The organism is Umboniibacter marinipuniceus, assembly GCF_003688415.1.
Classification (GTDB): Bacteria; Pseudomonadota; Gammaproteobacteria; order Pseudomonadales; family DSM-25080; genus Umboniibacter; species Umboniibacter marinipuniceus.
Genome location: NZ_REFJ01000001.1, coordinates 15,808 through 37,167, shown reverse-complemented (window position 1 = coordinate 37,167; position 21,360 = coordinate 15,808). Strand labels below are relative to the sequence as shown.

The window sequence follows — 21,360 nt, the reverse complement described above, 5'->3', positions numbered from 1 at the left end:
CTACTAGCGTTGATATTTGAATGTTGAATAAGCTAAAAATAGCCAGCTGATTAGCCAGCATAGACCGCCGATGGGAGTAATCAAGCCAACCCAGCGCGGGGCTCCCAAGGCGAGAAAATAGAGGCTGCCACAAAATAACAGGATTCCAAGTAGGAAACCGGCGGAAATCTTTAACGCAGCGCGCTGCTTTATGTGATGTGTTAACCCTAGGCAAAACAGTGCGGCAAGGGTATGAAACATTTGATACAACGTTGCGGTTCGCCATGTGGCGAGTTGGCTGGAAGATAAGCTGTCAGCCAAAGCATGCGCGCCAAAAGCACCTAGCGCAACGCAGAGGGCGCCAGAAAGCGCAATCAGAATCAGTAATAGTTTGGTGGTCATTCTTCGCCCGCGGCATCAATGGCTGCTTTGACCTTCTTCATAGCATTTTTTTCAAGTTGGCGAATACGCTCAGCAGACACCTCATAGCGATCCGCCAATTCATGAAGGGTGGCTTTGTTGTCGCCAAGCCAGCGACTTTCGAGAATGTCTCTACTGCGCTCATCGAGCGCGGCGAGCGCCTGACTAAGGTGGCCTAAACTGGTGGCGCTTGAGTCCGCCTCAATCACCTGAAGAGCTGGGTCAGCGCTCTGGTCTTCTAGGTAGAGCGCTGGGGCGCTAGCGGGTGCGTCATCGTCATCATCAAAGGTTGGATCGAAGGACGCATCGACGGCAGCTAAGCGCTTCTCCATCTCACGAACATGGGCGACTTCAACGCCTAAGTCCGCGGCAACAGCGGTTGCTTCATCGTGAGTGAGCCACGCCAGTTTCTTTTTCGCTGAGCGTAGATTAAAGAATAATTTTCGCTGAGCTTTAGTTGTTGCGACTTTGACAATTCGCCAGTTACGAAGGATAAACTCGTGCATCTCAGCCTTAACCCAGTGCACAGCAAAGGAGACGAGCCGAACGCCTTTTTCGGGGTTAAAGCGCTTTACCGCTTTCATTAGGCCAATATTACCCTCTTGAATGAGGTCGCCTTGAGCCAATCCGTAACCGTTGTAGCTGCGCGCTATATGTACCACGAAACGCAGGTGCGCCATCACCAATTTACGCGCGGCGTCTAAGTCGTTGTCATAGTAGAGGGCCTCAGCAAGGTCTTTCTCTTCCTCGGCGCTCAGGACTGCAATGCTATTTGCTGCTTGCACGTATGCGCCCAGGTTTGCACCGGGTGACATTTGAACAAAAGCTTGCAGTTCTTTACTCATGGGGAATCCTGCTAAATCGGTCGCAAATAATAGCACGCGCAGGGTACGTTTGCTAACACCGTAGCGGTCTGCGAGCGTAGCGACTTACCGAAACAAAACTAGTAACGCACAAAGCGAGAGCAGGCGATTGCAGCCCCGCCCGCACCAACTAACAGGCCGGAAACTATCGGGAACAGCCATACCCACATAGGAATGGCAATGGCGCTAATGTCATAGCTGTGGATAAACTGCTGCCAAGGAGTATAGAGCGATATCACAATAGCGATGAGGAGCACGCTGCTAAGCAACCCGCCGATGATCCCCGAGATCACCCCGTGATAAATGAACGGTCGACGAATGAATGTGGAGGTTGCACCAACTAGCGTCATGACTTCAATTTCATGCTGACGCATTACAATGGTCAGGCCAACCGTGTTGCCTACCGTCGCAACGGCGCCAAGAAGTAAGATCAAACTAATTAGGAGTAGCGAACGCTCACCAATGGCTGCTAGCCACTGCCAGCGCTGAATCCACTCTCGATCTAATTGTATCTCATCAACCCTATCATCATTGCGCAGGGCGACCGCTAACTCATCGAGTTGAGCGCTGGAAGCGGTAATCACGAAGGTATGTGGTAGTGGATTAAATTGGCTACTCGAGGACGTGTCAATGTCGCTTTGAAGGGCCGCAAGCGCATCTTCCGGCGATATATATTCAATGCTTAGACCATCAGCATCGGCCAACGCAGAGCTAAACGAGGACAACTCATCCTCACTCAAGCTACTACTTAGATAGGCATTCAACTGGGGCTCGGGACGCTGCTCTAGCAGTGGTTCAATTTGAATTAATACGGCGTAGAGGAGGGCCGGTAAAACCAGTGAAAACGCGATGACCAGCCAAGTGAGAAAGCTTCGGCCTAAATCCTTTCGCTGGCGACGAAGCGCGTCGGAAAAGCAAAAGCGATGGTGTTGCACCCAAGCCTGAGTTGGTTTCTGCCCAGATTGACTAGCCGACGACTTCATCGAATATTGCCCCCTTGAAGGTGCAGAATGGGGTGGCCAAGTTGTTCAATCAGGGCGATATCGTGGGAGGCAATAAGTACGGTCACGCCAACTTGGCTAAAACGATGAAGCAGTCCCATAATGTCGGTAGAGAGTTCTGGGTCGAGGTTTCCTGTTGGCTCGTCGGCAATTAGTACACTAGGTTTCGCCACCACGGCGCGAGCAATCCCAACGCGTTGCTGCTCTCCGCCCGATAATTGCGATGGAAAGTTGACCGCTGAATCGGCTAATCCGACGCTGGCCAGAGCTGAAATAACTCGGCGTTGAATATCTAAATCGCTATAGCCAGATACTCGCAAAGGAAGTGCCACGTTGTCGAAGATAGAGAGCTCTTCAATGAGTTGGTGGTCTTGGAAGACCACGCCTATCTGACGGCGGTAGTAGGGTAACTCCCAATTTTTCAAGCTGCTGACGGGTTCGCCGCCAACCACCACATCGCCTTTATTAGGTCGTTCCAAACCCGCGATGAGTTTGAGCAAGGTGCTCTTACCTGCGCCGGACTGGCCTGTCAAAAAGGTCATGCTGCCTTTCTCTAATGAAAAGCTAACATTCTTTAGGACGTCCTTTTGCTGACTATACCGCTTGTGGACGTGTCGTAGCTCGATCACGTTCACCCTCCATTGGCTATGACCTAGTTGTTTGGAATAATGCCTCGCTGAACTCGCGTGCCTTGAATGGTTGTAGGTCGTCAATGCCTTCGCCCACACCAATAAAACGCACCGGCACACTAAATTCGCTAGCAAGTGCGAATATAATACCGCCTTTTGCGGTGCCGTCGAGCTTTGTCAGCGCCAATCCCGTCACATTGACCGCCTCGGTAAACAATTTCGTTTGCGAAATTGCGTTTTGGCCGGTGCCAGCGTCTAGTACTAACAGCACTTCGTGGGGAGCGTTTGGGTCGAGTTTTTTCATCACCCGAACAACTTTTTCTAGCTCTTCCATTAAATTGGCTTTGTTTTGCAAGCGGCCAGCGGTATCAGCTATGAGCACATCAACGTTACGAGCTTCTGCGGCTTGGACTGCGTCAAAGATCACCGACGCGCTGTCGGCACCAGTATGTTGTGCGATCACCGGCACATCATTGCGCTCTCCCCAAACCTGGAGTTGCTCAACCGCCGCAGCTCGAAAGGTATCGCCCGCGGCTAACATGACGCGCTTGCCTTCACCTTGAAGTTGCTTGGCGAGTTTACCAATAGTTGTGGTCTTTCCCACGCCATTGACCCCAACAACGAGAATGACGCACGGCTTGTTCCCCTGTTTACCATAATCAAAGGAACTATCGACTGATTGTAATTGCTCCTCAAGGAGATCGAGCAGAGCTTGCTGCAGTGCCGCAGCATCTTTTAGCTCCTTTCGGGCGACGCGATCGGTTAGCGCATCGATAATTCTCAGGGTGGCTTTCATACCAACGTCGGCAAGCAATAACTGTGTTTCGAGTTCTTCTAGAAGGTCATCGTCAATCTCTTTCTTGCCGAGAAAAACGTTAGCAAGGCCATCACTGAACTGTGAGCTTGTTCGGCTTAGTCCTTGCTTGACTCGTTGGAGCCAGCTGGTTTTAGGCGATTCGCCGGCCGAGCTCTCATCTTTTTCATCAAGTGACGCAATCGACGTTTGATCTGAGACATCCGCGACAGCGCTTTCGAGCTTGTCAGGCGTTGACGAATTCGGCGCTGGGTTAACTTCCTCACTTTGCGACGGTGCGTCTGCTTGCGAGGTCTGTTCAGTGTTCTGTTTCGGATCGGCATCGTTTTGCTTCCGTTTCTTTTTAAAAAAAAGCATTTTGTTAAGGCAACCGCTTTACATAATTTGTTAGGATGTCGGCAGACCGACGTCAGGTGGACTAATGTTACCACCAACCGCTAGAACTAACTAATGAATGCTCAAAAAATGGCCTCAAAAGCACGTCAACATAGCGCTCAACCGTCAACCATCCGAGTCATCGGGGGAGTTCATCGCGGGCGTAAGCTACCTGTTATTCTAGCAGATGGATTGCGGCCAACCGGTGATCGCGTTAGAGAGACAGTGTTTAATTGGCTTCAGCCGTATGTTACAGGCGCTCAGTGTGTGGATGTTTGCGCTGGATCGGGCGCGTTAGGTATCGAAGCGCTGTCGCGCGGCGCCAACAAATCAACGTTTATTGAATTCAATACGCGGGTAGCGAAACAGCTTCGGCAGAATTGCAGTACCTTGGAGCTCAATGCGGAGGTGATTTCAGGTGATGCTCGGCGAGTATTAGCTGAGCAGCCACGTAAGCATTTCGATATCGCGTTTCTCGACCCACCCTTCGATCATCAACTTTGGCAAGTATTGCTGCAAGAGTTAATTCCCACAATGAAGCAGGGTGGGTTAGTATACATAGAACACCCTAAGACAGAGGTGGTGGAGTGGCCAGAAAATTGGCGGCAATTGAAATCAAAATCAGCGGGGCAGATTAGCTTCTCCCTCTGGCAGTTGCAGTATTCGTCGCCAGTGGAGGCGATTTCTAACAACGACAACGACAATGAGTAACAAGGAATAGATTATGCGCAGGGTAGTTTACCCCGGAACATTTGATCCCATCACCAATGGTCACACGGATCTCATTGAACGTGCTAGTCGACTCTTCGACGAAGTGGTAGTGGCTATCGCGCCAAATACTAAGAAGAATCCACTCTTCACCCTGGAGCAGCGGGTCAGTATGGTTCAGGAGGTCACCCAGCATCTACCAAGTGTCCAGGTGATTGGTTTTGAAGGCTTGTTAGTTGATGTTGTTCGCAAGAATAAAGCCACCGGTGTGCTCCGCGGGCTCCGCGCCGTATCGGATTTCGAGTACGAGTTTCAGCTGGCGAATATGAATCGAGCGCTGGCCCCGGAGGTGGAAAGCCTATTCTTAACACCTGCTGACCACTTGTCCTATATCTCCTCAACCCTCGTTCGCGAAATTGCGGCGCTTCGAGGTGATGTGACTAAGTTCGTTCACCCCAAGGTCGCCGAAGCGTTGAAGCTTCGATTTGAGCAAGCATGAAGCGCTGGCTCGTTTTCGCGTCGGTATTCTATAGCGCGCTAATTTGGGCGAGTGATGAGTTACAGCCGGAAGCTTATTCGGGGCTAAGCGAGTTAAAAGGTGGTGTCGCTCAACAGCATATGGTGGTGGCGGCTCACCCGCTTGCAGCGGATGCTGGCTATCAAATACTTCAGCGCGGTGGCTCTGCCGTGGATGCTGCCATTGCGATACAGCTGGCCCTTACATTAGTTGAGCCTCAGTCGTCTGGAATAGGCGGTGGCGCCTTCATGTTGCACTATGATGCTGATATCGAGTCCTTGGTCATGCTGGATGGACGGGAGACAGCGCCCATGGCTGCTGATGGCTCGCTATTTCTCGAAGAGAACGGCGATCGAATGGGGTTCTGGAAAGCGCTCATTGGCGGTCGATCTGTGGGGGTTCCAGGCGTCTTGGCGATGATGGCGGAGGCTCATGAGCAGCACGGCAAGCTGCCGTGGGAGACACTTTTTGAGCCGGCAATAGCGTTGGCAACGGACGGTTTTATTGTCTCGCCAAGATTACACTTGTTGCTTTCTACCTTCCCCTACATGGATGTCAATCCGGCTATCAAAGCCTATTTTTATGATGCTGAGGGAACGCCTTGGCCAGTGGGTCACCGGCTCAAGAATCCAGACTATGCCAACACGCTTGCGTTAATCGCTAGTGAAGGGGTTGAGGTCTTTTATCGCGGGCAGCTGGCCGAAGATATCGTGAGCGCGGTCCAGTCGGATAGCTCAAGCCAGGGGTTGTTAAGTCTAGCGGACATGGCAGCGTACCAACCGGTGCAACGCTTAGCGGTTTGTGCACCCGTTTGGGGTTACGAGATTTGTAGTGCGGCACCACCTTCATCGGGCGGCGTCACGCTATTGCAGCAACTGAGCCTTGTGGAGCGCCAGCAGGCTAACTACAGCGGTCCGCTTGATCCATTATTTATCCATCACTTTGCAGCAGCCTCTAACTTAGCCTTTGCTGATCGCAATATGTATCTAGCGGACGCTGATTTTGTTGAGGTCCCTGTTGCCGGTCTATTGGCCCCAGAGTACCTTGACGAGCGCGCGCAGCTGATCACCTCCGAAGCCCTGCTCTCAGCACAGGCTGGTGTTCCCGATGTCACCTTGAGTAGATCCTTTTATGGTACACCGTCGCAACCATCAACCACCCACTTTTCTGTGGTGGACGCCAATGGCAATGTGGTTAGTATGACCAGCTCAATTGAAATGGGCTTTGGTTCGCGCGTAATGGTAGGCGGCTTTCTGCTTAATAATCAGCTGACTGATTTTGACTTTGTTCCCACGAATGCTGATGGAGAGTTAGTTGCTAACCGAGTCCAACCTGGAAAGCGACCGCGCTCATCGATGTCACCAACCATTGTGTTTTTAGATGGTAAGCCGGTGTTATCGGCCGGATCTCCGGGTGGGTCTAGAATTATTAACTACACAGCACAGGCGATCGCTAACGTCTTACTCTTCGGGCTGACACCTGAAGCCGCTGTAGCGGTTCCTCATATTGTGGCTCGCAACACATCGGTGTTGGAGTTAGAGTCGCCGGGAATTGATGCATCAGTCATCAACGCGCTGTCGGATCAGGGTTATCGTATTCAATCGGGGTATCAGAACTCTGGGCTCCATCTAATACAATTGGGTAGCTCTCTAGAGGGAGGTGCTGACCCGCGCCGAGAAGGGGTAGTAAGGGGTGAGTAGGGATGTTGCCCAGTGATCATAGATTCACAGGGCAACGAATCCATTAGGGACTAGTAGCGATAGCAGCCGTATATCATTGATCTTAAGTCTGAGCGAATATTGTAAGTTGATGAGGGGATGAGCTGAGTTAGCAGTAGTACGCCAAACTGTTCTTCCGGGTCAATCCAGAAATTAGTGCTGGCCATACCACCCCAACCGTATTCACCTTCAGAACCTACAACTCCCGATGCGGTCACGTCAAACAAGCTGGAGAAGCCAAGCCCGTATCCAGTTCCCTGATAGCGAACCTCACTAAATGAACCAATACTCATATCGGCAATACTAGCGCCATTCGGTAGATGATTTAAGCGCATATACTCCAGCGTCTTCGGCGCAATAATCTGAAAGCTTTCATGGCGCCCGTTATTGAGCAACATACGCATGAATTTTAGATAGTCGGCGCTGGTTGAGACAAGCCCGCCGCCTCCTGAATGAGCGCGAGGAGTCTGACTGAATAGCGAATTATCGTAATGATCAAACAGTTTAAGCGGGTCTTCATCGGTATATTGATAACAGCTAGTCATGCGGCCCGTGGGACCGGTGTACTGAAACCCCGTGTGCGACATGCCGAGCGGTTGGAATATCTCTCGTTGCATAAACTCGCCCAGTGTCTCGCCGCTGACCGCCTCTACAACGAAGCCGATCACATCAGTTGAAAGTCCGTAGTTCCATGCGCTTCCCGGCTCGAATAAGAGTGGCGCTTCAGCGAGGCTTGCTAACCACTGCTCCTTGGGGTTGCGCCAGACGTGATCGAGCTCGTTTTGCACGTAAAATTGCTCAATTGGATTTCCTTGGTTGAAACCGTAGGTGAGCCCGCTGGTATGAGTGAGTAGCTGATGAATAGTGAGGGGGGCCTTAATGGGGCGTGTACTGAAGTCCCCTAATGTTCCGCCCTCGTATACTTTAAGAGATGCGAGCTCTGGCAGGTAATCCGCAACGGGGTCCGATAACTGAATTAAGCCGCGCTCAACTAACATCATCAACGCCATGCAGGTGATAGGTTTGGTCATTGAGTAGATGCGGTAGCTGTGGTCGGTAGTAATAGGTGTTTTGGTTGCGATGTCTGCAAAGCCTGATACGTGCGAATAAATCGTCTCCTGTGGAGTGGTAATCGCGATTTGCAGATTAGGAAGTTTGTTAGCGGCCAAATATTTGTACTCAAGCTGCTTAACCATCGCAGCGAGTTTCTCTTCATCAAAGCGTCCGAGCATGTTGTTATTCCTCTATCGTTGGCAGTTTGGGCAGTAGACAGTGCTGCGACCACCAAGGCGTATTTCCTTTAGTATTTGTTTGCACTCACTACAGTCTAGACCGCCTCGCCCATAGACGTGTAACGACTGTTTAAAATAACCGGGTTGGCCATCGGCACTGACGAAGTCTTTGAGCGTGGTGCCTCCTTGCTCTATGGCTTCCGTGAGCACAATGCGAATGGCTTCATGGAGCGCTTGGAGGCGCTTGGCGGAAATTCTATTTGCCGCTCTTATGGGGCTGATCTTGGCCATAAAAAGTGCTTCATTGGCATAAATATTACCTACGCCGACAACAATTTTATTGTCCATGATCGCCTGCTTTATGGGGCGCTTGGTGGCGCGCAGTTGGGCTGCAAACTGATCGTATTTAAAGTCAGCTTCCAGCGGCTCTGGGCCGAGCTTAGCAAGTAGTTCGTGGTTTGCGTTCGGCGCCACAAATAGCCAGCAACCGAAGCGGCGAGGGTCCGTATAGCGAAGCGATACCGAGCCAAGCTCCAAGTCTACATGGTCGTGAAAGCCGGGGGGCTCGCTCTGGTCAATAATTCGCAGACTACCCGACATACCTAAGTGAATCATGATTGCGCCTTTGGCGGTATCTATCAGCAGATATTTGGCTCTACGCCGTACCCCTACGATGGTTTCGCCTACGAGGTTTTGTAGTTCAGGTGAAACCGGCCAGCGCAACTGCGCTTGACGTACAAGGATGCCGGTAATCACTTGCTGCTGGATGTGCGGCTTAATACCACGCTTGGTGGTTTCTACTTCGGGCAATTCAGGCATGATTGCAAGCTATCGTCTACGAATGAGAGGCTACTTTAGAATGCTTTTCGGGGCGCGGCAACTGGGGTAAACCGCCATAAAAAAAGCCCGACTAACTTAGCCGGGCTTTTTTTGGAGCAGAGGATCAATTACTTGATCTTAGCTTCTTTGTACATAACGTGCTTGCGAACAACAGGATCGTACTTCTTGATCTCCATTTTTCCAGGCATGTTGCGCTTGTTCTTGTCAGTAGTGTAGAAGTGACCAGTGTTAGCGCTTGATACTAAACGGATTTTATCACGCATGTTAAAAACTCCTAAATGCTTTTAAAGCTTATACAGATTCGCCACGAGCGCGGATATCAGCAAGAACGGCATCGATGCCTTTCTTGTCAATGATACGCATACCCTTTGAAGTAAGACGAAGGCGTACGAAACGCTTTTCAGACTCAACCCAAAAACGGTGGTGGTGCAAATTTGGCTCAAAACGACGCTTAGTGCGGTTTTTCGCGTGTGAAACATTGTTTCCAGTTACTGGGCGCTTGCCTGTAACCTGACATACTTTAGACATGATATCGCCTCAAAAAATCTACTCGGTTGCCTTGGTTGCCCGATTAAACGTCGGGCGAAATCCGAATTCTGTCTTCGTTTGGGTTTTTAACCCGTTGGAGGTCGCGTTTTATACCAGAACAGCAAGGCATTAACAAGAAAAAACTCAAAAATTGCCTAATTTTCGTGCTGATCGGTACTTTCGTGCGCCAGTCGAAAAAACGAGCCAGCATTATACACATTTTAATGGGCTAGACCCAACCTCGTTCTGCAAAGGATATTACCTCGCTATCGCCAACAACAAAATGGTCGAGAACACGTATATCTATGAGTGAAAGAGCGTTAATAAGTCGATCGGTAATCCGTCTGTCCGCGTCACTAGGCTCAGCAATGCCTGAAGGGTGGTTGTGGGCAAAGATAACTGCCGCGGCATTGAGGTCGATGGCGGCGCGAACGACTTCTCGTGGGTAGACTTGAGCTGCGTTAATGGTTCCCTTGAAGAGCACTCGCCTTTGAATGAGGCGATGCTGATTATCGAGGAATAGCGCGATGAAGCGCTCCCGGCGCCGCTGAGAAAGCTCGGCGAGTAGGAAGCGCTTGACGTCATTAGGGTCATTAAAAAAGGTGGTTCGCTGAAGACCTTCGCTTAGGTAGCGACGGTTAAACTCCTGAACGAGCTGGAGTGCCAGGTTGAGTTCTAGATAACATGATTCGGTCCTGCATAGCCCCACGAGCTGGTGCAGAGAGTTGTTCTCCTTGATAGTGTATAGCGCGTTCAAGTCCTGGCCGTTAAGCGCTTGGAATAGCTGTTGAAAGAGTTCAAAGTTGCTGATTTGGTTGAAACTGTGATCAACGTTTTTTTTCGGTAAAGCGTTCGACATAAGCTGCACACCTCGCTGGGGTTGTGGTATCTTTTTATTTTCCTTTTCGAGTCTTGTTTAAGCCATGGAACAACTAGCGGCACTTGCGAATAAACGAATCCTTCTCGGCGTAACAGGCGGCATTGCTGCCTACAAGAGCGCGGAGTTCATTAGACGCCTCAAAGACTGGGGCGCCGACGTTCGAGTTGTAATGACACCGGCGGCACAGGAATTTATAACCCCGCTTACCCTCCAGGCGCTATCCGGCAATTCGGTAGGTATTGATCTTCTCAATACAGAAGCTGAGGCCGCAATGGGTCATATTGAGCTCGCTAAGTGGGCCGATTTGGTGGTTGTTGCACCCGCCTCGGCAGATTTTATCGCTCGCTTCGCAGTAGGGATGGGAAATGACCTACTTACCACAGTTTGTTTGGCCACCTCTGCACCAATAGCCATCGCGCCGGCCATGAATCAACAAATGTGGGCCAGTACTGCTACGCAAGAGAATCTCAAGCTCCTGGCGGCGCGCTCAGTTAAACAGTTTGGACCGGATTCTGGCAGCCAAGCTTGTGGTGATGTTGGCTTGGGGCGAATGTTGGATCCGAATGATCTGGTGAAGCTTACGGCTGATCAGTTCAATACGGGCTCCTTAGTTGGAAAGACCGTGTGTATCACCGCGGGGCCAACCAGAGAACCCATCGATCCCGTTCGATTCCTGTCAAACCATAGCTCCGGGAAGATGGGCTACGCACTGGCGCAAGCGTGTATTGAAGCGGGCGCAACGGTTAAGCTGATTAGTGGGCCGGTGAATATCTCTCCCGTAGATAGGGCGGAAGTCATTGCCGTTGAAACGGCAGAGGAGATGTTATCGGCGGCTATGGAGCATGCGCTGGGGGTGGATCTATTTATCGCTGCCGCGGCCGTTTCCGACTATCGCGTCGCGCAGCGTGCACCGCAAAAACTTAAGAAGGTTGACTCAGACGATTTGCAGCTTGTCTTGGTGCAAAACCCCGATATTCTTGCTTCGGTAGCAAAACACCCACAGCGACCACAATGTGTAGTTGGCTTTGCGGCGGAAACAAATGATGTTGTGCGCTATGCGAAAGACAAGTTAGCACGCAAGCAACTAGATTGGATTGTGGCAAATGATGTGTCGCGCACGGACTCCGGCTTTAATCATGACGATAATGCAGTAACGTTGATTTCTGCGACCAGCGAGCAGTCAATTTCTTTGGCCGCCAAGAACCAGATTGCCGCTCAGTTAGTCACCATACTAGCTGCTAGCCTGTAAGGAGTTTGAGTGAAGTTTCAGATCGTATGGAAGGCGATAGCGACCTTTGCCGTTGCGGCGGCAGTAGCCATCGCCGTTCCCTATTTCAGTCTTAGTTTTATTGACGATGACCACGAGTCACTGCAAAAACAACGTGTCACTGAGCAGGCTCAGCGCGTGCGGGACGTTGTTGTGGATGGTTTACGCTTAGCTCAGCTGGAGTTTGAGCAGAATTTAGCGGAAATTATTGACGAGCCGCTGACGAAAGCGGGGTGGAATACTCTCCAAGATCATCATGGTGAGGTTGTCCTCGCGGCGAAATTGAGTGAAGTTGAGCTTGATGACTCCTTTACGCCACCAATTTCTTGGGGTGATTTGCGAATGATTCGCGCGATTGGTGAAGACCAGCTTATTGAGCCCGAAGCATTTGAGTTTAAGGACACCTGGTATCTTCGCCTTGCCAAGTCAGTATCGCTGAGTGGTGAGAATGAATCGGTCGTCTATCTGCAGACCTTACCACTTAATTATTTTTCCGAATTATTGCTCCCGCAGCTCGCCACAGGCCGAGTAATTTTGCTTCAGCAACTACCCCAAGGCCGAGCCCAGATGATCTTGGGGCAAGGCGCGGGTGATGGGGTCAATCGCGAACGAATTCGTATCAACGGCATTTGGATGGCAGACTTCGACGCGAGTGGCCAGTGGCTGGATCAAGTGGAGCGAGATACCAGCATTTTCTACTACGCGTTAGCGATGAGCGCCTTGATCCTTTTGCTGGGGCTCGTGATGGCACGTCGTATTCATCAGCATGAAGCCCGTCTTAAAGGGGAGCTTCAGCAGGGCTTGCGTAAGTCCTCTACGGCGCATGATGCGAAGTGGGCCGATGTGCCACATCATGTGTTTCGTGATTATGACATCCGCGGTCTTGCCGACGAACTCTCTGACGAACTGGTGCTAAGTCTAGGTAGGGCTTTAGGTACCAAGGTACTATCCACGCAAGGTGAAGGGATGTACGTTTGTCGAGATGGCCGAAGCTCTTCGCCTCGACTACACAAAGCTTTGGTTGAGGGTATTCTATCTACTGGTTGTCACGTTATTGATATCGGGACTGGTCCTTCAGGAAAGCTTTATTACGCCACCGAAGTTGGTCGTCACCGATCGGGGGTAATGATTACAGCGAGTCATAATCCTAAAGCCTATAACGGTTTCAAGATGGTTATTGGTGGTAAGGTGCTAGACGGTAAGCGGGTTAGAGATATCAAATCGTTAATCGTGGCCGACCAATTCGTTTCCGGAACAGGTGAGTACCATGAAGAGCAGATGGATAATGAATACCTTGAACGTCTGACTCAGGGAATCACAGGGACCTTATCTTTCAAAGTGGCCGTTGATGCGGGGAATGGCATCGCTGGGCCAACTGCCCTGTCGGCATTAAAGTTAGCGGGTTGTGAGCCTAAACCGCTATTTTGTGAGCCCGATGGAAGTTTCCCTAACCATGATCCCGATCCGTCACATCTGCCAAATCTCGATGCGCTTCGACAGCGTGTCATCGATGAGCAAGCGGACTTTGGTATTGCCTTAGACGGCGACGGTGATCGTTTGTTTATGATTGATGAGCTTGGTCAGGTGGTTATGCCTGATAAGCTACTGATGTTATTGGCACGAGATGTGTGTGCGCGAGTACCCAACGCCAAAGTAGTCTACGACATCAAGAGTTCCAGCACGATTGATGAGTTCGTGGAGCGTTATCACGGTGAGGGGCTAGTGTGTAAGTCTGGCCATTCCAACGTGCGCAACAAAATGGTCAGAGAGAAGGCGGTTCTGGGTGGTGAACTCTCCGGGCATATCTTCATTGCCGATGATTGGTATGGCTTTGATGATGGCATTTATGCAGCGTTGCGTATTATTCAGTTGCTGGATCAGCGCCAGCAGACTTTAGGCGATTTTGTGGCAACCCTCCCAAAGAGCTACTCCTCGGCGGAGATACGTATCCCCGTGAGTGCCGATTATAGTGCTCATGTTCTTGACCTCATGAATGACCATCAGGATTGGAACGATATCGCCACTTTCCTATTGTTGGATGGTGTGCGCGTTGAATTCAAAGATGGTTGGGGGCTAGTTCGCCCCTCTAACACCGAAAGTGCGGTGACCTTCCGCTTTGAATCGAATACCGAAGCGGGTTTGGCGGCAGTCAGACAGCGATTTTATGACCTTTTGAGTGGTGCGTTCGACGATATCGACTGGAACGAGCTCATCGAAGATTTACGATAAGGAATTAGTAGTGGATAACAGCAAAGCAAGCGTTTTAACCGAGGCCCTCCCGTATCTGCAAAAGTTTGCGGGCAAGACCATAGTGGTCAAATACGGCGGCAACGCAATGGTGGAAGAAGACCTTAAAGCCAGTTTTGCGCGAGATATCGTCTTAATGAAGGCGGTGGGAATGAATCCCGTGGTGGTTCATGGCGGCGGTCCACAAATTGGCGACCTGTTGAGTCGCCTCAACATTGAATCTCGGTTTGTGGATGGTTATCGCGTTACGGATGCGGAGACCATGGATGTTGTTGAAATGGTGCTAGGAGCGAATGTAAACAAAGGAATTGTGAACGCCATCAACCAAGCTGGCGGTCAAGCCATTGGGTTAACGGGTAAAGATGGTAAACTGATTCAAGCTAGCCGACTTAAAATTTCAGTCAGAGAACAGAGTCCAGAACATACGGCCTCCGAAATTCTAGATATTGGTCACGTTGGCAAGGTAGACTCCATCAATGCCTCAATTATTGATATGCTGGTCGCGAGTGATTTTATCCCAGTGATAGCGCCTATCGGCGTAGGTGACAAGGGTGAGTCGTATAATATCAATGCCGATTTGGTGGCCGGCAAGATTGCTGAAGTACTAAAGGCTGAAAAGCTAATGCTGTTAACCAATGTAGCGGGCTTGCAGGATAAATCTGGCGAGATCCTAACTGGACTAACGGCGTTAGAAGTTGACGAATTAATAGCGGATGGCACCATCTATGGTGGTATGCTACCTAAAATTGGCTGCGCATTAGACGCGGTTAAAAACGGTGTAAGCAGTGCACACATTATTGACGGACGTGTTAACCACGCGGTTTTACTCGAAGTATTTACCGATGAAGGTGTGGGTACGCTAATTAAACCGTGATCGTTGAGCTGTAGAATAACGACTTATTACGTGGGGATTTATGACAGTTACAGAGCAAAAAATTTCGCGCAAGCAACATATTTTGCAAGCGCTCGCGGGAATGCTCGAGCAGGACTTAGAGGGACGAATTACAACCGCCAAGCTTGCTCAAGAAGTAGGCGTCTCTGAAGCGGCATTGTATCGACACTTCCCGAGCAAAACTAAGATGTTCGAGGCGTTGATCGAATTTATCGAAACCACTGTGTTCGAGCGCATTTCGAAAATCATCAAAGATCAAACAACGGCGCTAGAGCGTTGTGATGCGATTTTGTTCTTACTGTTAGGCTTTTGTGAGCGCAACCCTGGCATGGCTCGAATCTTAGTGGGCGACGCGCTAGCTGGAGAGAACGCGAAGCTTCACGCTCGAGTCGTGAAGTTTTTTGAGCGCGTCGAAACGCAGATTAAACAAATTCTCCGCGAGGCAGAATTAAGGGAAGGTTTGCGCCCAACCTTAACGGTTACTGAAGGCGCTAACCTACTGATCAGTTGTGTAGAAGGGCGCATGGGGCAGTTTGTCCGCTCCGGCTATCGCCGCTCGCCAACTGAAGGTTGGCGTGATCAATACCAGTTCCTGATGACTGGATTCTTTCGATAGCCATTAACAGCTACTGGGTATTCACTCGCCCAGTAGCTCTCTAAGTCTCGCTAATTCAACTTCGTTTTCCTTTTGATTTTCCTGATACGCGCCTTCAAGCGTCACAATTTCACTACTCAGTGATACGATTTGCGCGCGAAACTGTTCTAGTGCCCCAGCTGTAGCCTCACTGACTACACCATCTTGGCGCTCTTCAAGGCCGGCTCGATCTTCGGTAGCTCGGAGGCTTACACGGGTATCTTCGAGCTTAGTTTTCATTAGGCTTATTTCGTCCGCTAAGGCCGACTCGCGACGCTCAATCGCATCCTTTAGCTCATCTGAATTGCCATAGGTCATCAGTAGGCGCAAATCATATTCGCGCTGCTCGGCGGCTGATCGCTCGGCCTCGAGGTCACTCTCTGTCTTTGCCGGCTCAATGACCGCGACGACAACCCCCTGAGAATTGATCACCTCGTAGCCCTGCTGAATCGCCTCTGGCGTGAGGCGATAGGCGACAACAAGCTTGCCGTGCTCGTCGTGGTAACGATAGAAATCGGCAATAGCACTCGTGCTAGAAAAGAATAGTATTAGTGCGGCTAAAAGCGGCTGTGGAAAACGCATTGAAACTCCTGTTTAAACGCCGTAGTCATTACGGTAGCTGGTCATCTTTTCAACAAGCTGCTGCTCGTTTTGAGTGTTGAGCCATTCGATAATGTGGTCAATTGTCATGATTGAGAGAACCGGAACATTGAAGTCGCGCTCAACTTCTTGAATTGCTGACAGCGTTCCCTGGCCGCGCTCTTTACGATCTAGCCCGATACAAACGCCTGCACAACTCGCACTGTTGGCAGCTAAAATATCAATCACTTCTCTAATCGCGGTACCCGCGGTAATGACGTCATCAATAATTAGCACGCGCTGATTTTCGATGTCGGCACCCACAAGTTTGCCGCCCTCGCCGTGATCTTTTGCCTCTTTACGGTTGAATGTCCACGGAATATCGATACCATGATCAGTTGCTAGTGCAACAGCCGTGGCTGCAGCTAGGGGGATACCCTTGTAGGCAGGCCCAAATAGAACATCGTATTCTACGCCGCTGTCAACAATAGCTTTAGCATAAGCTTTGCCCAGTAGTGCAAGCGTCTTACCGGTTTTAAATTTTCCGGCGTTAAAGAAATAGGGGCTAGTTCGACCGGACTTCAATGTGAATTGTCCAAATCCGAGTGCCTCGGCTTCAATTGCGAGCTTTAAGTAATTTTCTTGGTGGAGTTCCATGCGAATATCCCAAAAGTTGCTAACGTTAGGTAAAGAAGTATTAATAAGATTAACACGACTGTGCGATCTAACTATTATACGCGCATTTTTTAGGGATACTTAATGAGAGTTATTACGCTTTGCGTCGATGGTATTGATAATGCTATTGGCAATGGCCTGTTTGATTGGCTGAGAACGCAGGATGCTGATGTCATTTGTCTGCAGGACATGCGCCGGCCCGAACCTGATTTAGCCTGGGAGCCCGAGTATCAACTTGAAGGCTATTTCGGCTATTTCTTTGATTCGCCAGATGGTACCTACTGCGGCGTAGGAATTTATACTCGTCAGCCACCGAAGGCCATTATGACCGGCTTTGGCTTCGCTAGTGGTATCGATATGGATGGCCGATATGTGCAAGCTGATTTTGAGGGCATCTCCATTGGCTCTTTGCTAGCGCCAGGCGCTACCTCTGAGGTTCAATCGTTAGAAGACAAAATACAGTTCTTCGATGACCTACAGGCGCACCTTTCAAAGATTACCCGTAAGCGCCGTGAATACATTATTTGTGGTAATTGGAACCAAATTCACCGCGACTATGACGTTGAGAACTTTGAGGCGAATGCTGACTCCTCTGGAGCACTCCCGTTTGAGCGGAAGTGGATGACGCAGCTATTCAATGATATCGGCTACGTAGATGCGTTTCGCAAGGTCAACAAGGATAAAGATGAATTTACCTGGTGGCCTAGCGGTGAGTTAGGTGAAGGTGATGGCTGGCGAATTGACTATCAAGTCATTTCAGAGAGCTTATCTGGCGCCGTTGAATATGGCGTTGTTTACAAGACCAAAAGCTTTGGGTCGCATGCTCCGGTAATCATCGACTACGATATCGAGCTATTTTAGCCGATACCCTAGTCGAATTAGTAAAGCTCGTTTACGCCTTCTGGATGGCAAGCAACTCTTCGCATCCTTTCTGCGCCAACGCGAGCAGCGAGTTAAGGTGCTCACCAGTGAAAGGTTTGCCCTCTGCAGTACCTTGAATCTCGATGAATCCACCCTCATCGGTCATGATGACGTTCATATCGGTGTCGGCTTCCGAATCTTCGGGATAGTCTAAATCAAGTACCGGTGTACCTTGGTAGACCCCTGCCGAGATTGCCGTGATCCAGCGAACCAACGGATTCGATTTAAGCTTTCCTTTCGCAACCCAGGCTTCTAGCGCAATATTCAGAGCAACGCAGCCGCCGGTGATTGAAGCGGTTCGTGTACCGCCATCGGCTTGAATGACATCACAGTCAATGGTGATGGTGTTTTCACCCAGTGCTTTCATGTCTACACCAGCTCGAAGGCTGCGGCCAATCAATCTTTGAATTTCTACGGTCCTACCTGTTTGCTTGCCGCGGGCTGCTTCGCGATTCATCCGTGAGCCAGTGGAACGAGGAAGCATTCCGTACTCGGCGGTGATCCAACCTTGACCTTGCCCGCGCAAAAAGTGCGGAACACCTTCACTAATTGATGCCGTGCAGATAACTTTGGTGTTGCCCACGGAAATGAGCACTGAGCCTTCAGCGTGACAGGTAAAATCTTTAACGATCGAGACGTTTCGCATTTCGTCTGGAAGACGGCCACTCGGTCTTTGAGTCATAGTAGAGCTTCTCGTTGAGTAAGTTAGCTATAGAGTATACCGCACAGTAGCAAGGCTGCATGTGCTAACATTATTTTTTTAATCCAGTGGGAGTATTCCATGCTATCAATGACCGCCTTCGCTCGTGCCAATATCAATACCGAATGGGGCTCTGTAACTTGGGAATTAAAAAGTGTTAACCATCGTTACTTGGAGCCGTATATTCGCCTGCCCGAGTCTGCGCGTAATCTGGATGTGATGGTGCGAGAGCGCCTGCGCAGCAAATTATCCCGTGGCAAGGTAGACGCGACCTTAACCCTTCAGCTGGCGGAGTCGGCGCAAAGTTTGAGTTTGGATGCAGAGTTGGTTGCGAAGCTCACGGAAGCCAGCCGACAAATTGATCCTGCCGCTACGATTAGCACCATGGAAGTCCTGCGCTGGCCGGGCGTGGTGGTAGAAGCTAAGTATGAAAGTGAGGAGTTTGATGCGGCCATCAGACAATGTTTAGATCAGGCGATCATGGAGCTCATTGACAATCGAAAGCGTGAGGGCAAAGCCATTGCGGGGATGATTGATGAGCGAATTAACGCAATGAGAGCTGAAGTGGCGAGTGTAGCGGCGGTGATGCCAGGCCTGTTGCAGAAGCAGCGCGACCGGCTGACAGAGCGTTTGGCGGAGCTACAAGATACGTTGGACCCAGAGCGAATTGAAGCCGAGTTCGTCATGATGGCGCACAAGGCGGATGTGGAAGAAGAGATTGATCGGCTAGTTGCGCATCTGGACGAAGTCGCTAGGGTCTGTGCGCAGAAGGGCGCCATTGGGCGGAGACTTGATTTCTTGATGCAGGAGCTGAACAGAGAGGCGAATACATTGAGCTCTAAGTCCATCAGCCCTCAGACCACACAGAGTGCGGTGGAAATGAAAGTACTCATAGAGCAAATGCGCGAGCAGATCCAAAATATTGAATAAGCTCGCGCCAGGGGTTACTTGGTTAGAACCGATAAGAACCCTGAATCATAAACTGCTGCCGATCTGAAAACAGAAAGCTACTTTCGGCAATGATTTGCCATTCGGGAGTGATGTTCCAAGAGCCGCCAATGAGGTAGCTATAGGGTGAGCTCACTTCCTGACTAATAATTGCTGCAATGGGAGTGTCTGGAACATCAACGATCAATACCTGTTTGATGCGCTGTTTCATTGCCCCTACCCACACTTGTCCGCTCCAAGCTCCTACCGTGCCATTCCAGCCAAGTCGCGAAGAGTAGACGGTTTGCTCTGATCTTTCACGGGCGATATTAATATCAGCTTCCGTGTAGTTCACATCAAACATGCCAAAGAAGTCACCGTAGCCGCCTGCTATAGTGGTGCCGTAGCCGTACACATTTCCATGAAAGTCTAGGCGGGTAGGGTAGACCTTATTGGCGTTCAAGCTGACGACACAAGCCCCCCCGGGGAAGCTAGTGTTGCCACTATAATTCAGGTTGAGATTGCTACAGCGATTTGGCCCTGAGACTAATGGGCCGCCACCTATTTCCTGGGTCGCTAGCAGTACCGTGGGAACATTGAGTTCACTATTAGCGCTGAGCCTGAGGTCTAGCTCGGCGGACCCCTGAGTCTTTCCCAGGATGCCATACACATTCCAAAATGGCAGAATCCAGGTGTCAAAGCGAAAATTTAGTGTTTGATCTGAAACTCGCAGGTTTTCGGGGGTAAGAACTTGATCAACAATACCATTGACGATATTGCTTTCGTAACCGGCAAATTCAATACCAATATTGGTGACAAGGAAAGGCTGGCGTTGGGTAAATGCTACCGCCGAAATGCCAAAAGGTAGGGGTAGAACATAGCCTCGCTCCCTAGCCTCTTTTCCCAGAATGGGTAAAAAATCACTCCATCGTGGCTCATGATAGCTATTTGAATTGGGGTTTACGGATTCGTAGCTAACACTGGTTGCTGCGGACTCGCGCGCGGCTACCCCCTGTTCACCTTCGCATCTTGCCAAGTCCTGTTGCTTGGTAGTTACCTCAGGCTCAACCTCAGTGGGACAGGTGGGTTGTGCGAGTGCTGAGTAACTGAGTAGTGCAGAGCCAACCAAAAATAGCGCAAGTTTCATTCCCGTTCCCTAGCATGCCTTTTATTTGAGTGTATCGAGTCTCTGCGATTTATCAAAATTCAACAATAAGCCGTCAAGATGGTAGCTGCGTTGAAATTGCTTTGGCGTAGGCTTGCTCATACGATATACTGTGTGGTTTCCCGTTATACAAATGTATTGGCAGCATAAGGCTAAGGTAATTCCAGTGAGTCGCGGCAATTTATTTATTATTTCAGCTCCTAGCGGGGCCGGTAAAACCAGCCTAGTTCGAGCGCTGCTTGACGCGCTGCCCAATATCAAAGTGAGTGTCTCACATACCACTCGCTCTCAGCGTCCTGGCGAGGAGCATAGTGTCAGTTATCATTTTGTCGATCTGGCCACTTTTGATGAAATGGTCAGCGAAGGGCATTTCCTCGAGTATGCAATGGTGTTCGGAAATGGTTACGGTACCAGCGCCTCATGGGTCGAAAAAGAGCTGGCGGCGGGCACCGATGTCATCTTGGAAATTGACTGGCAGGGAGCACAACAGGTACGACAGTTACTTCCGGGCGCGGTGGGGATCTTTATTTTGCCGCCATCCTTAGCGGCGCTGAAAACTCGCTTAACAGGCCGTGGTCAGGACGCGTCGGACGTAATCGAACGCAGAATGAAAGAGGCGGTAAGCGAAATCTCGCACTATGCTGAAAACGATTATCTGGTTATAAACGACGACTTTGATCATGCGTTAGAAGATTTGCGCGCTATTATCCGATCTCAGCGCTGCGAAATTTCCGCCCAAGCGAGAGATCACGAAGCTTTATTGAAAGAATTGTTGAGCGAATAACCGCTAACAAAGTACTATTGGTAAGCAACTGACGAGTTGCTTAAGAAACTCTGCAGAATTATTAG

The 21,360-nt window shown here is 50.2% G+C and carries 24 protein-coding genes; 10 read left to right on the top strand and 14 right to left on the bottom strand.

The features are described from left to right. Positions 1-3: 3 nt before the first annotated feature. The 5 genes from DFR27_RS00200 to ftsY all read right to left on the bottom strand — a co-directional run bounded on the left by DFR27_RS00200 (position 4) and on the right by ftsY (position 4,063). On the bottom strand, positions 4-381 hold the full coding sequence (locus DFR27_RS00200) for a DUF423 domain-containing protein (protein WP_121875443.1): 378 nt from the start codon (positions 379-381) through the stop codon (positions 4-6). Further along, positions 378-1,244 (bottom strand): RNA polymerase sigma factor RpoH, encoded by an 867-nt coding sequence (gene rpoH / locus DFR27_RS00195; RefSeq protein ID WP_121875442.1) that lies wholly within the window; start codon positions 1,242-1,244, stop codon positions 378-380. Before rpoH ends, DFR27_RS00200 begins: the two co-directional genes overlap by 4 nt. A 98-nt stretch (positions 1,245-1,342) precedes the next feature. Further along, on the bottom strand, positions 1,343-2,245 hold the full coding sequence (locus DFR27_RS00190; protein WP_121875441.1) for a cell division protein FtsX: 903 nt from the start codon (positions 2,243-2,245) through the stop codon (positions 1,343-1,345). Beyond that, on the bottom strand, positions 2,242-2,892 hold the full coding sequence (gene ftsE / locus DFR27_RS00185) for a cell division ATP-binding protein FtsE (RefSeq protein ID WP_121875440.1): 651 nt from the start codon (positions 2,890-2,892) through the stop codon (positions 2,242-2,244). The genes DFR27_RS00190 and ftsE overlap by 4 nt, the downstream gene beginning before the upstream one ends. 16 nt (positions 2,893-2,908) lie before the next feature. Further along, the gene (ftsY, locus tag DFR27_RS00180) at positions 2,909-4,063 is read right to left on the bottom strand and encodes a signal recognition particle-docking protein FtsY (protein ID WP_121875439.1); all 1,155 of its coding nucleotides are present in this window, start codon (positions 4,061-4,063) and stop codon (positions 2,909-2,911) included. A 93-nt stretch (positions 4,064-4,156) separates the two neighbouring features. On the opposite strand from ftsY, the gene rsmD reads away from it, so the two are divergent. From rsmD to ggt, 3 genes are read left to right on the top strand one after another with little or no spacing between them, the layout of a single operon-like run. Further along, complete coding sequence (gene rsmD / locus DFR27_RS00175) at positions 4,157-4,792, top strand: 16S rRNA (guanine(966)-N(2))-methyltransferase RsmD (RefSeq protein ID WP_245962574.1); 636 nt, start codon at positions 4,157-4,159, stop codon at positions 4,790-4,792. A gap of 13 nt (positions 4,793-4,805) precedes the next feature. Next, the gene (gene coaD / locus DFR27_RS00170; RefSeq protein ID WP_121875437.1) at positions 4,806-5,288 is read left to right on the top strand and encodes a pantetheine-phosphate adenylyltransferase; all 483 of its coding nucleotides are present in this window, start codon (positions 4,806-4,808) and stop codon (positions 5,286-5,288) included. After that, positions 5,285-7,006, top strand: a complete 1,722-nt coding sequence (gene ggt / locus DFR27_RS00165) for a gamma-glutamyltransferase (RefSeq protein ID WP_121875436.1) — start codon at positions 5,285-5,287, stop codon at positions 7,004-7,006. The genes coaD and ggt overlap by 4 nt, the downstream gene beginning before the upstream one ends. Positions 7,007-7,056: 50 nt before the next feature. Here the strand turns inward: ggt and DFR27_RS00160 are convergent, their stop codons facing one another. The 5 genes from DFR27_RS00160 to radC all read right to left on the bottom strand — a co-directional run bounded on the left by DFR27_RS00160 (position 7,057) and on the right by radC (position 10,483). Further along, complete coding sequence (locus DFR27_RS00160; RefSeq protein WP_121875435.1) at positions 7,057-8,256, bottom strand: serine hydrolase domain-containing protein; 1,200 nt, start codon at positions 8,254-8,256, stop codon at positions 7,057-7,059. A 12-nt stretch (positions 8,257-8,268) separates the two neighbouring features. Further along, positions 8,269-9,075, bottom strand: coding sequence for a bifunctional DNA-formamidopyrimidine glycosylase/DNA-(apurinic or apyrimidinic site) lyase (gene mutM / locus DFR27_RS00155; protein WP_121875434.1), 807 nt, complete (start codon positions 9,073-9,075; stop codon positions 8,269-8,271). 128 nt (positions 9,076-9,203) lie between these two features. Continuing rightward, on the bottom strand, positions 9,204-9,359 hold the full coding sequence (gene rpmG, locus DFR27_RS00150) for a 50S ribosomal protein L33 (RefSeq protein WP_121875433.1): 156 nt from the start codon (positions 9,357-9,359) through the stop codon (positions 9,204-9,206). A gap of 28 nt (positions 9,360-9,387) precedes the next feature. Beyond that, a complete protein-coding gene (rpmB, locus tag DFR27_RS00145) occupies positions 9,388-9,624 on the bottom strand; it encodes a 50S ribosomal protein L28 (RefSeq protein WP_121875432.1) in 237 nt (78 codons plus the stop codon). Positions 9,625-9,853: 229 nt separating this feature from the next. Then, positions 9,854-10,483 (bottom strand): RadC family protein, encoded by a 630-nt coding sequence (radC, locus tag DFR27_RS00140; protein WP_121876076.1) that lies wholly within the window; start codon positions 10,481-10,483, stop codon positions 9,854-9,856. A gap of 64 nt (positions 10,484-10,547) precedes the next feature. On the opposite strand from radC, the gene coaBC reads away from it, so the two are divergent. The 4 genes from coaBC to slmA are packed head-to-tail and all read left to right on the top strand — an operon-like array spanning position 10,548 to position 15,526. Then, on the top strand, positions 10,548-11,753 hold the full coding sequence (gene coaBC / locus DFR27_RS00135; RefSeq protein ID WP_121875431.1) for a bifunctional phosphopantothenoylcysteine decarboxylase/phosphopantothenate--cysteine ligase CoaBC: 1,206 nt from the start codon (positions 10,548-10,550) through the stop codon (positions 11,751-11,753). Positions 11,754-11,762: 9 nt separating this feature from the next. Continuing rightward, positions 11,763-14,000: a phosphomannomutase/phosphoglucomutase gene (locus DFR27_RS00130; protein ID WP_121875430.1), complete on the top strand. Its 2,238-nt coding sequence runs from the start codon at positions 11,763-11,765 to the stop codon at positions 13,998-14,000. A 10-nt stretch (positions 14,001-14,010) separates the two neighbouring features. Continuing rightward, the gene (gene argB, locus DFR27_RS00125; RefSeq protein ID WP_425452011.1) at positions 14,011-14,892 is read left to right on the top strand and encodes an acetylglutamate kinase; all 882 of its coding nucleotides are present in this window, start codon (positions 14,011-14,013) and stop codon (positions 14,890-14,892) included. Between the two features lie 40 nt (positions 14,893-14,932). Beyond that, complete coding sequence (gene slmA, locus DFR27_RS00120; protein WP_121875429.1) at positions 14,933-15,526, top strand: nucleoid occlusion factor SlmA; 594 nt, start codon at positions 14,933-14,935, stop codon at positions 15,524-15,526. A gap of 21 nt (positions 15,527-15,547) precedes the next feature. Here the strand turns inward: slmA and DFR27_RS00115 are convergent, their stop codons facing one another. After that, a complete protein-coding gene (locus DFR27_RS00115; RefSeq protein WP_121875428.1) occupies positions 15,548-16,126 on the bottom strand; it encodes a hypothetical protein in 579 nt (192 codons plus the stop codon). Between the two features lie 12 nt (positions 16,127-16,138). Beyond that, positions 16,139-16,780 carry an orotate phosphoribosyltransferase gene (gene pyrE / locus DFR27_RS00110; protein WP_121875427.1) on the bottom strand — a complete coding sequence of 214 codons (642 nt, stop codon included), beginning with the start codon at positions 16,778-16,780 and terminating at the stop codon, positions 16,139-16,141. A 102-nt stretch (positions 16,781-16,882) separates the two neighbouring features. Between pyrE and DFR27_RS00105 the strand changes: the two genes are divergently transcribed. Next, positions 16,883-17,659, top strand: coding sequence for an exodeoxyribonuclease III (locus tag DFR27_RS00105; protein WP_121875426.1), 777 nt, complete (start codon positions 16,883-16,885; stop codon positions 17,657-17,659). A gap of 31 nt (positions 17,660-17,690) precedes the next feature. Here DFR27_RS00105 and rph read toward each other — a convergent pair whose 3' ends face one another. Further along, positions 17,691-18,401 carry a ribonuclease PH gene (gene rph / locus DFR27_RS00100; protein ID WP_121875425.1) on the bottom strand — a complete coding sequence of 237 codons (711 nt, stop codon included), beginning with the start codon at positions 18,399-18,401 and terminating at the stop codon, positions 17,691-17,693. A gap of 99 nt (positions 18,402-18,500) precedes the next feature. Between rph and DFR27_RS00095 the strand changes: the two genes are divergently transcribed. Further along, complete coding sequence (locus tag DFR27_RS00095) at positions 18,501-19,349, top strand: YicC/YloC family endoribonuclease (RefSeq protein WP_245962573.1); 849 nt, start codon at positions 18,501-18,503, stop codon at positions 19,347-19,349. 22 nt (positions 19,350-19,371) lie between these two features. On the opposite strand, the gene DFR27_RS00090 is transcribed toward DFR27_RS00095, so the two are convergent. Beyond that, on the bottom strand, positions 19,372-20,493 hold the full coding sequence (locus DFR27_RS00090; protein WP_121875424.1) for a hypothetical protein: 1,122 nt from the start codon (positions 20,491-20,493) through the stop codon (positions 19,372-19,374). A gap of 151 nt (positions 20,494-20,644) precedes the next feature. Here DFR27_RS00090 and gmk point away from each other — a divergent pair, with 151 nt between their 5' ends. Beyond that, the gene (gmk, locus tag DFR27_RS00085; RefSeq protein WP_121875423.1) at positions 20,645-21,295 is read left to right on the top strand and encodes a guanylate kinase; all 651 of its coding nucleotides are present in this window, start codon (positions 20,645-20,647) and stop codon (positions 21,293-21,295) included. The last annotated feature ends 65 nt before the right edge of the window (positions 21,296-21,360 follow it).

Excerpts from the sequence above, each read along its gene's own strand:
- rsmD (WP_245962574.1), top strand. The coding sequence starts at position 4,157 with ATGAATGCTCAAAAAATGGCCTCAAAAGCACGTCAACATAGCGCTCAA.
- DFR27_RS00105 (WP_121875426.1), top strand. The coding sequence starts at position 16,883 with ATGAGAGTTATTACGCTTTGCGTCGATGGTATTGATAATGCTATTGGC.
- gmk (WP_121875423.1), top strand. The coding sequence starts at position 20,645 with ATGTATTGGCAGCATAAGGCTAAGGTAATTCCAGTGAGTCGCGGCAAT.
- coaBC (WP_121875431.1), top strand. The coding sequence starts at position 10,548 with ATGGAACAACTAGCGGCACTTGCGAATAAACGAATCCTTCTCGGCGTA.
- DFR27_RS00160 (WP_121875435.1), bottom strand. The coding sequence starts at position 8,256 with ATGCTCGGACGCTTTGATGAAGAGAAACTCGCTGCGATGGTTAAGCAG.
- ggt (WP_121875436.1), top strand. The coding sequence starts at position 5,285 with ATGAAGCGCTGGCTCGTTTTCGCGTCGGTATTCTATAGCGCGCTAATT.
- DFR27_RS00090 (WP_121875424.1), bottom strand. The coding sequence starts at position 20,493 with ATGAAACTTGCGCTATTTTTGGTTGGCTCTGCACTACTCAGTTACTCA.
- DFR27_RS00200 (WP_121875443.1), bottom strand. The coding sequence starts at position 381 with ATGACCACCAAACTATTACTGATTCTGATTGCGCTTTCTGGCGCCCTC.
- rpmG (WP_121875433.1), bottom strand. The coding sequence starts at position 9,359 with ATGCGTGATAAAATCCGTTTAGTATCAAGCGCTAACACTGGTCACTTC.
- DFR27_RS00115 (WP_121875428.1), bottom strand. The coding sequence starts at position 16,126 with ATGCGTTTTCCACAGCCGCTTTTAGCCGCACTAATACTATTCTTTTCT.
- DFR27_RS00095 (WP_245962573.1), top strand. The coding sequence starts at position 18,501 with ATGCTATCAATGACCGCCTTCGCTCGTGCCAATATCAATACCGAATGG.
- mutM (WP_121875434.1), bottom strand. The coding sequence starts at position 9,075 with ATGCCTGAATTGCCCGAAGTAGAAACCACCAAGCGTGGTATTAAGCCG.
- ftsY (WP_121875439.1), bottom strand. The coding sequence starts at position 4,063 with ATGCTTTTTTTTAAAAAGAAACGGAAGCAAAACGATGCCGATCCGAAA.
- pyrE (WP_121875427.1), bottom strand. The coding sequence starts at position 16,780 with ATGGAACTCCACCAAGAAAATTACTTAAAGCTCGCAATTGAAGCCGAG.
- DFR27_RS00190 (WP_121875441.1), bottom strand. The coding sequence starts at position 2,245 with ATGAAGTCGTCGGCTAGTCAATCTGGGCAGAAACCAACTCAGGCTTGG.
- rph (WP_121875425.1), bottom strand. The coding sequence starts at position 18,401 with ATGACTCAAAGACCGAGTGGCCGTCTTCCAGACGAAATGCGAAACGTC.
- rpoH (WP_121875442.1), bottom strand. The coding sequence starts at position 1,244 with ATGAGTAAAGAACTGCAAGCTTTTGTTCAAATGTCACCCGGTGCAAAC.
- rpmB (WP_121875432.1), bottom strand. The coding sequence starts at position 9,624 with ATGTCTAAAGTATGTCAGGTTACAGGCAAGCGCCCAGTAACTGGAAAC.
- radC (WP_121876076.1), bottom strand. The coding sequence starts at position 10,483 with ATGTCGAACGCTTTACCGAAAAAAAACGTTGATCACAGTTTCAACCAA.
- slmA (WP_121875429.1), top strand. The coding sequence starts at position 14,933 with ATGACAGTTACAGAGCAAAAAATTTCGCGCAAGCAACATATTTTGCAA.
- coaD (WP_121875437.1), top strand. The coding sequence starts at position 4,806 with ATGCGCAGGGTAGTTTACCCCGGAACATTTGATCCCATCACCAATGGT.